Raw genomic sequence first — 14,526 nt, forward strand, 5'->3', positions numbered from 1 at the left:
AGGGCGCGCACAAGCGCTGCCCATGAGGGGAGCGTGCAGTGTTCAGAATCGTTCCAAAGAAAACGTCTTTTCACCTCCCCAGCGTGGGGAGGTCGAAACGCGCAACGTTCGGGTGGAGAAGCGCGTCGTCCCCACCCGACGCGCGTTGCGCGTCAACCTCCCCGCACGCGGGGAGGCGGATCAGAACTTCAACCCCTCCACCACTGCCCGCGCGCAGTCTTCCGGTGTCGCCATGCTGGTATCGATCTCGAAATCATACACCATGCCGCGATGCACCCGCCCGAACTGCCAGCGCGCCAGGCCGGGCGCGCGGTCGCCGCGCGCTTCTTCGCGTGCCTCCAGCACGCCCAGCGGCGCCTGCACGCCCACCACCCACAGAAGGTGCCCCGCCAGCAGCGCGCGATATTCTGCCAGCGGCGCGGGATCGAACATCACCTCGTCCACGATCAGGTCACAGCCCACATCCGCCATCGCGGCCACCGCGTGCCGCATGCCCTTGAGCGCCCGCTCCTGCGCCGGCCCGGAGGTCACGATCACCGACGGCTTGCCGTCCTCTTGGATGGTCTCGAAGGTCAGCCCGTCCGCCGTGCCCAGCGTCCTGGCCGGCATCATCTCAAGGAAGGCATCCATCGCCACATGCAGGAAGACGCCCGGCAGTTCGGCCTGGAGGGCCTTGGCCAGCGAGCTCTTGCCCGCGCTGCCTGCGCCGTTGAGGAGGATGATCCGTGCCATGCGGCGATTATAGCCCAGGCAATTTTGCGCGGCAGGGGCGTTTGCGCTATGCGAGCACGCATGAGCAATCCGCCGCTGTGGAAGGCCAGCGTCACGCTGGAGAAGTCGCTGGCCGCCGATGTGTGCGCGGCGCTGGAGCTGGCGCCGCCCGGGCCGCAGGCGGTGCTGATCCATGAGGAGCCGTTCAAGCCGGACGCGACGGTCGAGGCGCTCTATATAGAGCCGCCGGACGCGCAATTCCTCTCCAGCCTCACCGGCTACACCATCGACGTGGCGCCGCTGCCCGACCAGGACTGGATCCGGCTGAGCCAGGAGGGCCTGCCGCCGGTCCGCGCCGGGCGCTTCTTCGTCTATGGCGCGCATGATGCGGGCGAGGTGCCTGCGGGCGTGATCCCGATCCGCATCGAGGCCGGCATGGCGTTCGGCACCGGGCACCACGAGACGACCGCGCTATGCCTCGCCGCGCTCAGCGATCTGGCAAAGCGGCGGCGCTATACGAATGTGCTCGACCTGGGCTGCGGCACGGGGCTGCTGGCCATCGGCGCGGCCAAGCTGTGGCGGCGCCCGGTGCTGGCCACCGATATCGATCCGGACGCGGTGGAGGTGACGGAGGAGAACGCGGCGGCGAACGGCGTGGCGCCACTGATCCGCGCGGCCATGGCGGAGGGGCTGACCCATCCGGTGATCGCGGCCGCGGCGCCGTTCGACCTGATCCTGGCCAACATCCTGGCCGGCCCGCTGACCCATATCGCCCCGGCGGTCGCCCGGGCGCTGGCCCCCGGCGGCACGCTGGTCCTCTCGGGTCTGCTGACCTGGCAGGAGAATCTTGTTGTGAGTTTCTATACGCCGCACCGCCTGATCTTGCGCGCCCGCCGCCGCGACGGGCCATGGACCGCGCTGGTGCTGGAGAAACCGTAGGCGCAGGACTAAGCTCATCGCCCAACACATCGTCATGGCCGGGCTCGTCCCGGCCACCCATGAACACCCATCTGGCAGGGAGATCATGGGTCGCCGCCACGAGGGCGGCGATGACGGTTTTTCAGAATAGGCACCATCCATGGACAAGACCGGCCCCTTCCAGACCTACGACAACGAGACCGACGCCGCGACCTGCGCGCCGCGCCTTAGCCGTCTGCGCACCGAGCTCAAGCGCCGCGGCCTCGACGGCTTCGTCGTGCCGCGGGCCGACGAGCACCAGGGCGAATACGTCCCCAAGCGGGCGGAGCGCCTCGCCTGGCTCACCGCCTTCACCGGCTCGGCCGGCGCCGCCGTCGCCTTGCTCGACAAAGCCGCGGTGTTCGTCGACGGCCGCTACACCCTGCAGATCCGCCAGCAGACCGACACGTCGCTGTTCGAGCCGCGCGAGCTAGAGGAAGGTCCCGCCGGCTGGATCGCGCACGCTCTGCCCAAGGGGGCGAAGCTCGGCTACGACCCCTGGCTGCACACGGCGCACGGCGTCGAGGCTCTGCGCGTGGCGGCAGACAAGGCCGGCGGCACGCTGGTCGCGCTCGACTCCAATCCCATCGACGCAGTGTGGGACGACCAGCCCGACGCGCCCACCGCCAAGGCGATCATCCAGGCATCCAACCTCGCGGGCGAAAGCGCCGAATCCAAGCGCACCCGCATCGCCGAGGAGGTGAAATCCCAAGGCGCCGACGCCGCGGTGATCACCCTGCCGGATTCGATCTGCTGGCTGCTCAACATCCGGGGCGCCGACGTGCCGCACACGCCGTTTGCCCTGTCCTTCGCGATCCAGAACGCGGACGGCTCGACCGACCTGTTCATGGACGAGCGCAAGTCGTCGCCCGAGCTCGAGAAGCATCTGGGCAATGCGGTGCGCCTGCGCCCACCATCGGAGTTTGCGCCCGCGCTCGACGCCTTGAAGGGCAAGACGGTGATCGCCGATCCGGGCACGGCGGCGGCGGCGATCTTCGACCGCCTCACCAGCGCCGGCGCGAAGATCAAGCGCGCCCCCGATCCGGTGCAGCTGCCCAAGGCCTGCAAGAACCCGGTCGAGATCGAGGGCACGCGCAAGGCGCACATCCGCGACGGCGCGGCGCTGTCGAACTTCCTGTTCTGGCTGGCGCGCGAGGCGCCGAACGGGCACCTGACGGAGATCGACGCGTCCAAGGCGCTGGAGGGCTACCGCGCCCGCACCGGCGCGCTGCGCGACCTCTCCTTCGACTCGATCTCGGGCGCGGGTTCGAACGGCGCCGTGGTGCATTACCGCGTGACCACTGCGACCAACCGGCCGATCCGGAACAACGAGATCTTCCTGATCGATTCCGGCGCGCAATATCCCGACGGCACGACCGACGTGACGCGCACGATCATCGTCGGCAAAGCGAGCGACGAGATGAAGGACCGCTTTACCCGCGTCCTCAAGGGCCATATCGCGCTCGCCACCGCGCGCTTCCCCGAAGGTACGCCGGGTGCCGCGCTCGATGCCTTCGCGCGCCGCGCGCTGTGGGACGTCGGATGCGACTACGACCACGGCACCGGCCATGGCGTGGGCTCATACCTCTCGGTGCACGAAGGGCCGCAGAGCATCTCCAAGCGCTACACGGTCACCCAGCCCTTGAGGCCCGGCATGATCTGCTCCAACGAGCCCGGCTATTACAAGGCCGGCGAATATGGCATCCGGATCGAGAACCTGGTCGTGGTGAGCGACGCGGCCCCCGTGCCCGGCGGCGACCCGCAACGCAAATTCCTGAGCTTCGAGACCATCACGCTCGCGCCGATCGACCTGGGCCTGGTCGAGCCCAGCCTGCTGACCGACGCCGAGCGCGCCTGGCTCAACGCCTATCACGCCCGCGTGCGCGAGACGGTGGGGCCGCTGGTCGACGAGGAGACGCAGCCCTGGCTGGAGCAGGCGACAAGAGCGATTTGAAACACCGCTCCGCTGTCATCCCCGCGATAGGACATAGGGTATCCAAGCCACTGAGATATATGAGTTGATTTTGCCCAGTTTTGGCTGTGTAGGATTTGTGTAGGTGGTTCTGCACATTTCTGCCGATCTCTATCAGTTACGGCGCGAATTTGCACGTTCAACAACGTTGTTATTCACATTGGTGGAAGTGCCAATAGACCCGCGCGGATCAGAATAGCGAGAGCTGCCTGCTTGCAGCTTCGATGGCTTTCCACTCCTTTGTGGCGGCCGCTTCGTCCAGCCAGCCGAGAGCATAAGCTGTCGGGCCGCCGAACGCTTCGATCCTGCCGATAGAAAGAAAGTGGGAGCGATAGCCTGTCTCGGTAACAGGTAGCTTCACCCTCTCCGGACGCACGGCCTCCAGCTGTAGGTGCGCGGTGTAACCCATGCCGAGCCAGTCCGGCTCATAGGTCACCTTTACCTCGATCCCTCTCCACTCAATCGTTTCGATCTGTTGGATACGTTCTTTCTTCATTTGAGCCTCCTAGTGGTTTGCGCAATGCAAACCGAACTAGCCAAGCGGCAATGAGCAGGTTGAAGCCGTCACAGACCGTCGCGCGTGAAGTTGGTGCGGGCCGGAGCGAAGCGACTACACGGTCACGCGCGGCGCTTGTCCTGGTCTTGACGGCAAAGGGCGCAGCCCTATCTCGCGCGAGGGATCGTTACCCGAAGGGCCGAGACGCGTTAGCGGCTCGGTGCGCGCAGCGTATAGAGCCAGGCCCGAAGGGCGCGCCAACAAGACAACTGGAAAGGCGCAGCCCTACCAAAGACCTGAGAGACATCCGCAAAATGCAAGTTTTGTGCTTGACGGCGATAGCTCACGGCTACAACCTCTAGTCGATCCATATTTTAGGCAATGCACCCAACGCTCGTGAGTGCGGCGTATCTATCGGAAGCGGAGGGGTGGGGATGGCTCGTCTAACCAAGAGCGAAATTGAACGTCGCCTGCTCGACGGAAAATCCGTTGAGTGGAAGGAAGCGAACAACAAGTCCGCGTCCATCGTCCTCGACTCTGCGAAACAGCGGCGGCTGTTCGCATACCTGCTTGGATCGAAGGTTCGCGATGTCAAAGGGCTTCCCCAGGATTTTGCGACGGGTATCGCAGCCGCCTATGCCGGAGCCGGAGATCCTGCTTCGGCCGCCAACCAAGCCAATATCAATCCGGCTACGTCGGGCCCCTGGAAAATCAAGTCGGTCAAGATCGAAGGCTTTGGCGGGGTAAATTATCCCGGTGGCCCGCCATTCGAGCTGAACTTCGATGGCGAAAGCCTGCTCATCGAGGGGCCTAACGGCAGCGGCAAGTCATCGCTGACGGCGGCGATTATTTGGACTTTGACCGGCGAGCGTCCGCGCGACCAGGGCGAGATTACGCCCGATGAGGTCCGTCCGGTGTTCGGAAGCGACGACAAGCCGGTCGGCGACTGGCCGCCTCTGGCGACCTATCCGCTCACTGCCGCCGGACTGACGCAAAAGCCGAATGTGCGTGTCGAGGTCGTGTTCACAACGTCCTCGGGAGCGACAGCTTCGGCAGTGAGAACGTATGACGGCACTCCATCGAAACCCTTGATCGATCCGGCGCTGCAGATTCCACCTATCTTGCTCGAAGCTGGCCTTCTCATGCCGTCGCGACTGCCGCGGCTGCGGCTAGACGAGGGCAAGGGCCAGCTAACTGATGCCGTTCAAAAACTCACCGGTCTAGATGATCTAGTCGAGCTCGGAGCGTTCGTTCAGGGCCTATGCCATGCGACCCGCGAATACCGGGCTTACAAGACCAACGAGCTGAAACTAGCTGCTAGCCAGTTCGAGCAGCACGTCGAACGCGCCCGAATTGCGCTCGCGCCCGTATCCATCGCGGTGCCGGTTTTCAAGCCGAGCGACACCGATGCGAAGGACGGTGCATTCGCGCTGCTGGGGAAAAAACTGAACGACGACGCTGCCGAGCTGACCAAGGTCGTGTCGGACGATCTCGCTTCCGGCCTCGATCTCTCCAGTCCTGAAATCCAGAAACAGATCGGAGCGGCTCTCGTCGGAGCCGAGGAGGATGTGGCTTCAGGGTTGGGAGGGCTAGCCACCTGGAAGCTCCTTTGCACGATCCGGGACACACTTGATGCGGCAAAGCGCCAGCAATTGCGGGATGCGGTTGCCTCGGCGCAGCAAGCGCTCGCTACCGCGCGTGCGTTCCATGACAAAGAACAAGCCGACACAAGGTATCGGCTAAAGGCTGCCGGCGCGCACTGGCATCAAGAGCACGGCTCGGGGGCTCTGGAGAGCTGTCCGCTATGCCAAATTTCAATGGATGCAAATCCGACGCTCCGCGCCGAATTGGAAGAGCTGCGCACAGCTGGCGAGGCCGCGACGCGCAGCCTCCGAGACAACGTTAGCGCGATCATGATGGCGCTTGAACACGCTGTACCGATACTGCTCAGGCGGTATCTGTCGGATTCCGTCACCGCCGAACCCCGCGCCTCGTTGCTGGCCGACTTCCAACAGAAGTTCGTGTCCGCCGACAGGTATTCGAAATATCTCGTGAAATGCGGGGCTCTCTGTGCGGCGAGCTGCACTGGTGCGCCGGCGGTCGAATTACAGAAGCCAGCAGCGGCGGCTACGTCGTCGCCCGAGATCGCACCTCTTGTTCAGCGCATGGCGCGAATCGAGGCGCTTTACCTGCTCGCCGATTGGTTTGGGGCAGAGGAAGCTTCATGGACAGGGTGGTGGGTGGGCATCAGCCAAACCTCTGGCGGTGCCACACCTGATGCGCCAGAGGCGTTGACTGCCCATCTAGCTCGGCTCAGTAAATCCCTCAGCACGGCGGAGCCATACCGAATTGGTGCCGAGGCCATGCGTTCCGCTTGGACGCAGGGCAAGACAGCGGCCACGATCGAAAAAGAACAGGCTCAGCGCAAGGAGATCACCGACGCGCTGGAGCCGTTAAAGAAGCTCGGAAACCTGGCGGAAGCCGAAGCGCGCCGCGCCATCGATGAGCTTTCGGGTAAGATCGGCACCATTCACAGCGCCACCTATTTGGCCGACCAGCTCAAATTTCAGAGTGCGGGCCTCGAAAAGAAGGCTGGCCTGATCGTGCGCGGCAAGCTCGCGAACGACGTGCGGATCGACGCGACGTTGGTCGCCAATACCTCGTGGCTGCGCGGAATCCTTTGGGCATTCATTTTTGCCCTGCGGCAGGAAGCCGTCGAGCAGATGGGGAGCGACGTGTTCCCCATTCTACTCCTCGATGACCCGCAACAAACGTTCGATAGCGAACATCGGCACCGCTGGGCCGAACAGATCGCAAAAATGCAAAGCGCCGATGGCGTGCAGATCGTCCTGACCACGCATGAAGAACTGTTCCTGTCGTTCCTAGGAATCGACGGTGTGACAGGCCGTCGCGCGATGATCTCGTCGGTAGGACCGGAGCTAGGGCATATCGGGATCTTCGATGGCGACGAACTGAATCGGCGCTGGGTTGAGGCGCAGAAGGTCAAGACGTCTGTCGCAGCGCGCGACTACATGAAGGTGATGCGAGAGTACGTCGAGGGCATGCTGCGGATCATGCTGCGAGGCGTAGACCCGAGTGTCTCGACATTCGTTGTGGGCGCGTCCCGTAACAAGCTAACGGAACTTAACAAGGCGAACATTGCGCCCTGGAATCAAAGCGCCTTCGCGAATCTCGCCGGGTTGCTCGGCAACGGCGTCAAGGAAATCAAATATTTTGAGACCGCTCACCATGCATCGGGCGCTAATCTCGGACTCGCCGAGGCTATCGATTTGGAAAAATACTGGCGCGAACATCTTCGTGGCGCGCTAGAGCGTGCGTTTCGAATTGCGCGCGAGCATCGCGCACTGCACGGCGGCTTAACCGCGCTGCACGCCCTACCCGCCACTGTGGTCTTGCCTGAAGGCCTGAAAGACAAGGTTCGAACGATCCAACTTCCGCTTCTTGGAAAAGCGGCTGCGCTTAGCAATGGCCGGGCAGCGGATGGATGCGTCGAACTCAATTTCGACACGGGCAAGCTCCCCGTCGTTGAGCTGGGCGATCATGTCGTGTTCCGTCTAACTACGCCAACCTTGGAGCCTGTCGCCCGCGCCGGCGACATACTGCTGGTAAGCGAGCACGCCCAGGTGACGCCCAAGTCGTTGGTGGTAGCGTTGAGCGAGGATCGCCTGCTTGCACGACGCTTGCAGATCGCGGAGAACCATTCCGATGTGGCGGTGCTAACTGCTGATGCGATCAACCCGCGCATGATCGCACCGCCAATTGTGGCGAAGTTCTCGACGCTCACGTTACGCAAGGTCGTAGGCGTGATCTACGACAGCGCAAAATGGAACAAGCCGACAGGCGATGCGATGGAGATTGCGGAGTGCGGCGGCGAGAGCCGGTTGACCTCGGCCATGGCAGGAACCAAGGGCCTGGTCGAAGTGGATGGATACAGTGCCGAGCCCTATGCGCTGGACGAGCAATTCCTGATTATCGGCGACGAGACGACATACCAGCAGTCCGGCGCGTTGTTGGAAGGCAAGCCGGTGATCGCCGAAGATTCGAACAATGGGCGGTACTTCAAGCGGCTGCGTTCGGGGAATGGCAAGATCATTCTCGAGAGTCTGGAGATCGGTGGAAATTTTGAGCCGATTGTGCTTGCCCTGGACGCCGCTGACGGTACGAATCTGACCCGTCTGTGGCCTGTGTTGGGCGTCCTTTTCGAGAAGCCGAAATAATCCGACCAGACGGGGAGCGCTGTCACCGAGCTTCCTTTGGCACAAACGTGATCTTCAAACGCGTGCCCGTAGCGCGCGCGTAGCCCCTAAGCGTCTTGAGCGAGGGATTTCCCTTGCCGCCTTCCAGCCGTGCGACAGCCGGTTGCGACGTGCGCATGCGCTTGGCGATTTCCTCTTGGGAAATGTCGGCAGTAGTCCGCGCCTCGATCAGCGCTGACGCCAGCGTGAACTCCTCGTCCAGCGCGGCATAGGCTGCGCGATAGGCAGGGTCTTTCCGCCACTTGGCGAAGCTCTTTTCAACGGGGATAGGCTTGTGTTTCATAAAATCTCCTTCGCGCGTTCCCGCGCCAACTCCAACTCTTGTTTCGGCGTCTTTTCGGTTTTCTTGACGAAGGTTCGCAACACCACAATCCGCCTGCCGCTGGCCGTCACGTAGATCGAGCGTGCAATGCCGTCCCGCCCCTTCAACCGCATCTCCCAAAGCTTGCCGTCAAGATGTTTGACGTAAGGCTCCCGGACCTTCTCCAACCCTTGGGCTTGAATCAGTCCCACGATCCGCTCGAACCGCGCACGCATGTCGGCAGGCAAAGCCTCCAGCTCGGCCCGCGCAGCAGCGTTCACGTACAGAACGGACCAACTCACGCCTTCCTCATTTCTATACCATATATGATATAGGACGAGGGCGCAAGAAAAACCGTGAACGGCTGCATTTTGAGCGGTTAGCGCGGGGGTATCGGGGGTGCGCCCACCCCGATCTGGGTATACGGGACTGGTCCCGTTCCGGCGCAGACGGAGTGCCGCAAGGACTGGCAGTGACGGCCGGCACGGTATCGGTTCGGTGGCACGTCGTGCCGATACCGGGTCCGGCCAAGAAGCTGCTACCGACCTACTATCCAGAGGCTGCTAGGAGCCTGCGCAACAGCGCAGGCGGGACGCGCCGGATCGCGTGCCAGTCAGCGCCAAGGCGCACGCAGTGGCGCACCCGCAGGAGCCGCGAAGCGGCGGGACCGAGTGCGCCTGACTGGCTTGTGCGCTCTCGTCCCAAGAACCGGCGCGCATTGTTATTTGCTCAGCGCCTCTCGCTAATCGCACTCGGGTCGCTCGTTAAGATATTCGGGCAAAACGCATAGCCGACATCGGGTCCGAACCTAAGCGGCTAGACCTCTGAGGGGGATCCTCCATAGCCGGTCGACGCGCTTTACTGAGCTGGTTACTGCGGCGCGTCATCCGCTTCCATATACGACATAGGGGCCGGTACACTGCGTTTGCGGGCGGCATATGCCGTCCGGACGATGGAAATGATCGCGCGAACTCCCTGAGAGTGAACTTGCCAGACACGTCCGCTTGGTGGAACCTGCTCCTTCACCAGAAAAGCTGCTTGCGGTGTCGGTATATCATTCGACGAGCGCGCATCAGCATCCAGTGCCTCTGTGATCTTATCATAGGCCTTTTGGGGAACGCGGATGCACATCGGCGCGCCCTGCTCGACCGCCCCAACCTCGATGGTCCACGGCCGCAGCGAGGTATTTTGCGGACCCACACGTTCGAAAACCAGCACTTGCAGGCTATTGGCACTAGCGGGGATTAAGCTTCCGATTATCGCGGCCCCTATCAACAAATATCGAATCCGAGAGTTCATTGCGTCCCCACTGCACCAAGGCCCGGGAAATTACAGCATTTTTCGCGTCTTGCAGAACACGCTGCCTCCGGACTTGCCTTCGCGATGAAGTAATTATCAATATTATATGTTTTACCGCAATAATAATACCGAACTAAAATATCATCGAGTTCTTCTTAGAAATATTTTGTGATCAAATCCAGTAGAATAGCGCGCCTCGTCTAAATACTGAATTCCGACCCGCCACCGCCTTGTAATGAATTCCGAACAAAACTTATAGTTGTCTGAAGAGTTCGGGGGGCGACTATGAGACTGTCGATCACAAGCATTCTGTTACTGTCGTCATGCCTGATGTCCGCAGCATCAGCGCAAGACTATGCATTGTCGCCGGATGGGGCGAGCGTCGTCCGTCTGCTGCCGAACTCTAGTGTCATCGCAGATTCGTTCACAACGCCGCTCGCGAGCTATGGCTACACGACGACAACGGGAAACACGGGCAGTCTCTCAATTCAGTCGTTCATTTCCAGCCCGGCATACAGCGCGGGTTATGTGAGCGCCACAACGGGCGGCGGCCATTTCGAGGCGCTGTACTCTTACGGCTCAGCATTGCCAAGTGGGACAAGTTTGAAGTGGATTCAGGTTGTCACGGCAAATACGCCACCCGGTAGCACCACGTCGCCTTTTCTCGACATCGGCCCAACGAAGGATTGCCATTCGCCTGCGCCATTTTATGGTTGCATGAACGAAAACTTGATTCCGTCTATTCCGGCTGGCCAGATCAATTTCTACGATTTTTCGCTTCGCGATTCGTCGCAGTTCAGCACTGCGTATCCCATCAATTGGCAGGCGAACCTTTATCCGGTGTTGGTGAAAGGAAATGCGCTAACGATCGAGAATGGAATTTCCTGGGGCTGGTCGATGAAAAAGGCGACGGTGGGCACGGTCGCGGGGACCTTCACCAATCCATCACCGGGTTCCGCCACCGTCAGCGGTGTTGGTACAGACAGCTTTTCCTGGGGCGTCGGTAGCCCAGATCAGAGCGAATTGATTTTCACGGGTGCGGACTTCGACACGAAACCCAAGACCCCGTTCAAATTGGGAACGATCACCTTTCACAACGGCACGATCACCAGCGATAGCGGTGCGGATTCAGTCGACTTCGGAGCGGCGCTAAATTTCACCAACATCCCCGAAAAGAACTTTTCCCTGAATTCTTCTTTCACACTCGTTAATACCGTGAACACCGACGACCCTGAGGCCAGCGCCGATTATGTCGTGCTTGGGGATTATGGCTATACGTTCCACGTCCTCGAAGGTGATACCGCCACGGCCGATCTGTACGTCACACTAAACCCGACGTTAACGGCACCAACGGGGATGTATGCGCAGGACTCCGGCGTTTGGACCGGGACCATCTACACCGATGCCGGTTATACTTTGACCGTTCTGGGCTTCCAGAATCCTTCCTCCGGCGGCTTTATTGACTCGGCATGCGCGCCGACCAATGCCAACGATGTCTGCTATATCAACGCGACGACCGACACGAATGTGGCGATCGATGCACTCGGCGGTACCAATACGCTGCAACTCGGTGGGACGACGGATTTTTCCTTCGGCGCCGGCCTGATCGGCACAACTTATGCGAACTTCAACACTTTCATTAAAGCGGATGCCTCAAATATCACCTTGACCGGCACTGCCACACAAAATGCCGATTGGTACATTCTCGCTGGTACGTTGACGGCTTCGGGCGGTCATAGCATCGCCGACACGGCACAGATCAGTATCGCGGACGGTGCGACCTTTGCGCTTGCTGATTCCGAGACGATCGGCAGCCTTACAGGTCTTGGCACGACTGGTCTTGCCGACAGCACGCTGACGCTCGCCGCGGGAGGAAACTACGGCGGCGTGATTTCCGGAACGGGAAATGTTGTGCTGACGGGCGGCACCTTGTTCTTGTCGGGAACCAATACATTTTCCGGCATAACTACCATCAGCGGCGGCACATTGGCGCTGAGCGAATCTGGCTCCCTCGCTGCATCGCAGAGCATTGTCGACAACGGCACATTCGATATTTCCGGAGCGTTTTCGGCTGTTCCGATCACGACCCTATCCGGCAACGGAATGGTAAGTCTGGGCGCGCAGACGCTGGTATTGACCGCAGCGAGCCATACGTTTTCCGGTGTGATCGGAGGCGACGGCGGTTTTGCCATAACCGGTGGGACTGAGGTATTGACCGGTGCCAACACCTATACAGGCACCACCACGATTGTCGCGGGCACGCTGCAGATCGGTAGCGGCGGCACCACGGGTTCGATCGCCAGTCAGTTGGTTGTCAGCGACGGCAGACTGATCTTCAACCGCTCCGATGTCTTCACCTTTAGCGGCGTTATCTCCGGGACCGGCGCGCTGACCCAGGCGGGTAGCGGCACTCTGGTTCTCAATGGCGTGAACACCGATACCGGCCTGACCACGGTCGCTGCCGGCAGACTTGAGGTCGGGGATGCAAACCATGCCACTGCCAGCCTCGCAGGCCCGGTCACAGTTGCCAACCGGGCCACTCTGTCGGGACATGGCACGATCGCCGGCAGTGTCGCCAATACTGCCGGTGGCACAGTCGCGCCAGGCGGCAGCATCGGCACATTGACCGTTGGTAGCTATACGCAGAGTTCAAGCAGTACTCTGGCGGTAGAAGTTGCGCCGACGATGGCTTCGTTACTCAATGTCACCGGCGCTGCCTCGCTCAATGGAACGCTCAGTGCCGCGTTCGACGCCGGGACCTACACGCCGGCGATCCTCCCGATACTGAAAGCTGCTTCGATCACCGGCACGTTCTCGACCTTTTCTGCCACAGGCACAAATGCCGACTGGGTCTACGGCGTTTATTATGCCCCGACCAATAGGGAGGTCGATATTGTCGTGTCTCCGAAGTCGGCGGGACAAATCTATGGTGATCTCGTTACCGCCGGCCTCGACTATGCTACGGCGCTGAACGTCACCGCTTTCGATCATGCCGCATTCGGTGGTTGCACGTCCTACGTCAACAATACCGTTGGCTTGGCGGCGGATTGCAGTTCCTGGTCATTCTGGGCGCATGGCTTTGGCGGCACCGAGCACACCGATGCCGGCAATGGCGCGACCGCATTCACCACCCACAATTGGGGTTTCATGGGCGGTGTTGATCGCTCCTTCAGCAACAGTGCGTCGCTCAATATCGCAGCCGCCTACAGCTCAGGCTCACTGGGTGTCAGTGGCGCCAATGCTAAAGCAGATACCAACGAGTATTTCGTTTCGCTCGCCGGTCATGCGCCCTGGGCAGTCGCCGTCCTCGATGCAGACGTTTTCTATATGGCGGGCGATGCCGATATCAGCCGTGCCAGCGGCTTTGGCAGCACGATTCAATCTACTGTGACGAATACTACAATCGGTTTTTCCGCTCAGATCAGCCATCCGCTACTGAACGGTGACGTTGTTCCGCTCGTCCGAGCGACTTACGCGCACCTGTCGTACGGCCCGCTTGTCGAAACAGGTGGCGGCGGCCTCGATCTCGCCGGTCTGCACGGCTCCAGTGACTTGAGGCGGTATGATTTCGGCATCATGTTGAATCACACGTTCACGACATCCAACGGAGCTGTCTTGTGGCCGCATTTGTTGGCAGCGTTCGAAGCGGTGAATACGGACTCGGCCTCACCGGAGGTCGCCATGCGGCTGGCAAACAGCCTCAACACCGACTTCATCGCGCCATCTCCTGGTGCCGACACTTCGGCGGCGCTGGTCCGTCTCGGTCTTATGGCGCAATTCTCGACGATGTGGAGCGTCGATGCCGGCATCGAGGGCCGTTTCAGCGGCAATCAGCAGCAGGCGTTTTTCCATCTAGACGCGGCCTATCACTTCTGAACGGTACATCTTCCCTAGTCATCATATTCGGCCTTACAGCGATCTCCGTCTCAGTCGGTGTAAGGCCTTGGGTGCGCCATTTGTCACCCCCGCTTTGTCCGACCGTAAGGCCGGCGTCGTCCGCCACGCTGGGGATGCAAGGAGGCTTGGCGACAGACGGACCGGGAAGCGCCGGGTCCGTGGTTCAGCGCCAAAGCGCACGCAGTGGTGCACCCGCAGGAGCCGCAAAGCGGCGGGATCGAGAGCGCCTGACTGGCATCGCCATTCTCGAAACGAGAGGCTGATTTTGGGTGGCCTGAGCCTGAGACAGCAGGTATGCGGGTCAGGAATGTCTCGACCTACATACATCGCGATGTATGGGGGCAACCGTCGGCCAGCAGATTCTTGAAACGAGAGGCCGGTCTTGGGTGGCCTGAACCCAAGCGCAAGGGTGCGGGAAGGCGTACTGCCCGCTCCGCCAAAATGGGAATGGAGGCGGATCGCCGGGTCACAGGGGTTGGCGCGAACCCCTCCAAGTCCCCCGTCGCGCGACTGTGGGTCCGATGCCGCAGTTGCGCGAATACTTCACGTTTTACTCAACCGAAACGCGAGTCCTTGTAAACGCACGTTGCGTAGCAATGTATAAGTGCACACATGG

General features: G+C 61.2%; 9 protein-coding genes. 4 read left to right on the forward strand and 5 right to left on the reverse strand.

The annotated features are described in order from the left end of the window. Positions 1-180 precede the first annotated feature (180 nt). Positions 181-732, reverse strand: coding sequence for an AAA family ATPase (locus WDM91_09925; GenBank protein MEI9994900.1), 552 nt, complete (start codon positions 730-732; stop codon positions 181-183). A gap of 60 nt (positions 733-792) precedes the next feature. On the opposite strand from WDM91_09925, the gene WDM91_09930 reads away from it, so the two are divergent. Both WDM91_09930 and WDM91_09935 read left to right on the forward strand, forming a co-directional pair. Further along, positions 793-1,650 carry a 50S ribosomal protein L11 methyltransferase gene (locus tag WDM91_09930; protein ID MEI9994901.1) on the forward strand — a complete coding sequence of 286 codons (858 nt, stop codon included), beginning with the start codon at positions 793-795 and terminating at the stop codon, positions 1,648-1,650. 139 nt (positions 1,651-1,789) lie between these two features. Further along, positions 1,790-3,622, forward strand: coding sequence for an aminopeptidase P family protein (locus WDM91_09935; GenBank protein ID MEI9994902.1), 1,833 nt, complete (start codon positions 1,790-1,792; stop codon positions 3,620-3,622). A gap of 208 nt (positions 3,623-3,830) precedes the next feature. On the opposite strand, the gene WDM91_09940 is transcribed toward WDM91_09935, so the two are convergent. Then, positions 3,831-4,136: a hypothetical protein gene (locus WDM91_09940; GenBank protein MEI9994903.1), complete on the reverse strand. Its 306-nt coding sequence runs from the start codon at positions 4,134-4,136 to the stop codon at positions 3,831-3,833. 434 nt (positions 4,137-4,570) lie between these two features. Here WDM91_09940 and WDM91_09945 point away from each other — a divergent pair, with 434 nt between their 5' ends. Continuing rightward, positions 4,571-8,374: an AAA family ATPase gene (locus tag WDM91_09945; protein MEI9994904.1), complete on the forward strand. Its 3,804-nt coding sequence runs from the start codon at positions 4,571-4,573 to the stop codon at positions 8,372-8,374. Between the two features lie 22 nt (positions 8,375-8,396). Here WDM91_09945 and WDM91_09950 read toward each other — a convergent pair whose 3' ends face one another. The 3 genes from WDM91_09950 to WDM91_09960 form a co-directional block, all read right to left on the reverse strand. Beyond that, a complete protein-coding gene (locus WDM91_09950; GenBank protein MEI9994905.1) occupies positions 8,397-8,696 on the reverse strand; it encodes a helix-turn-helix transcriptional regulator in 300 nt (99 codons plus the stop codon). Beyond that, positions 8,693-9,016, reverse strand: coding sequence for a type II toxin-antitoxin system RelE/ParE family toxin (locus WDM91_09955; protein MEI9994906.1), 324 nt, complete (start codon positions 9,014-9,016; stop codon positions 8,693-8,695). Before WDM91_09955 ends, WDM91_09950 begins: the two co-directional genes overlap by 4 nt. A gap of 568 nt (positions 9,017-9,584) precedes the next feature. After that, positions 9,585-9,932: a hypothetical protein gene (locus WDM91_09960; protein ID MEI9994907.1), complete on the reverse strand. Its 348-nt coding sequence runs from the start codon at positions 9,930-9,932 to the stop codon at positions 9,585-9,587. A gap of 366 nt (positions 9,933-10,298) precedes the next feature. Between WDM91_09960 and WDM91_09965 the strand changes: the two genes are divergently transcribed. Beyond that, complete coding sequence (locus tag WDM91_09965) at positions 10,299-13,889, forward strand: choice-of-anchor K domain-containing protein (GenBank protein MEI9994908.1); 3,591 nt, start codon at positions 10,299-10,301, stop codon at positions 13,887-13,889. Positions 13,890-14,526 lie beyond the last annotated feature (637 nt).

The organism is Rhizomicrobium sp., from assembly GCA_037200385.1.
In the GTDB taxonomy this organism is placed as follows: Bacteria; Pseudomonadota; Alphaproteobacteria; order Micropepsales; family Micropepsaceae; genus Rhizomicrobium.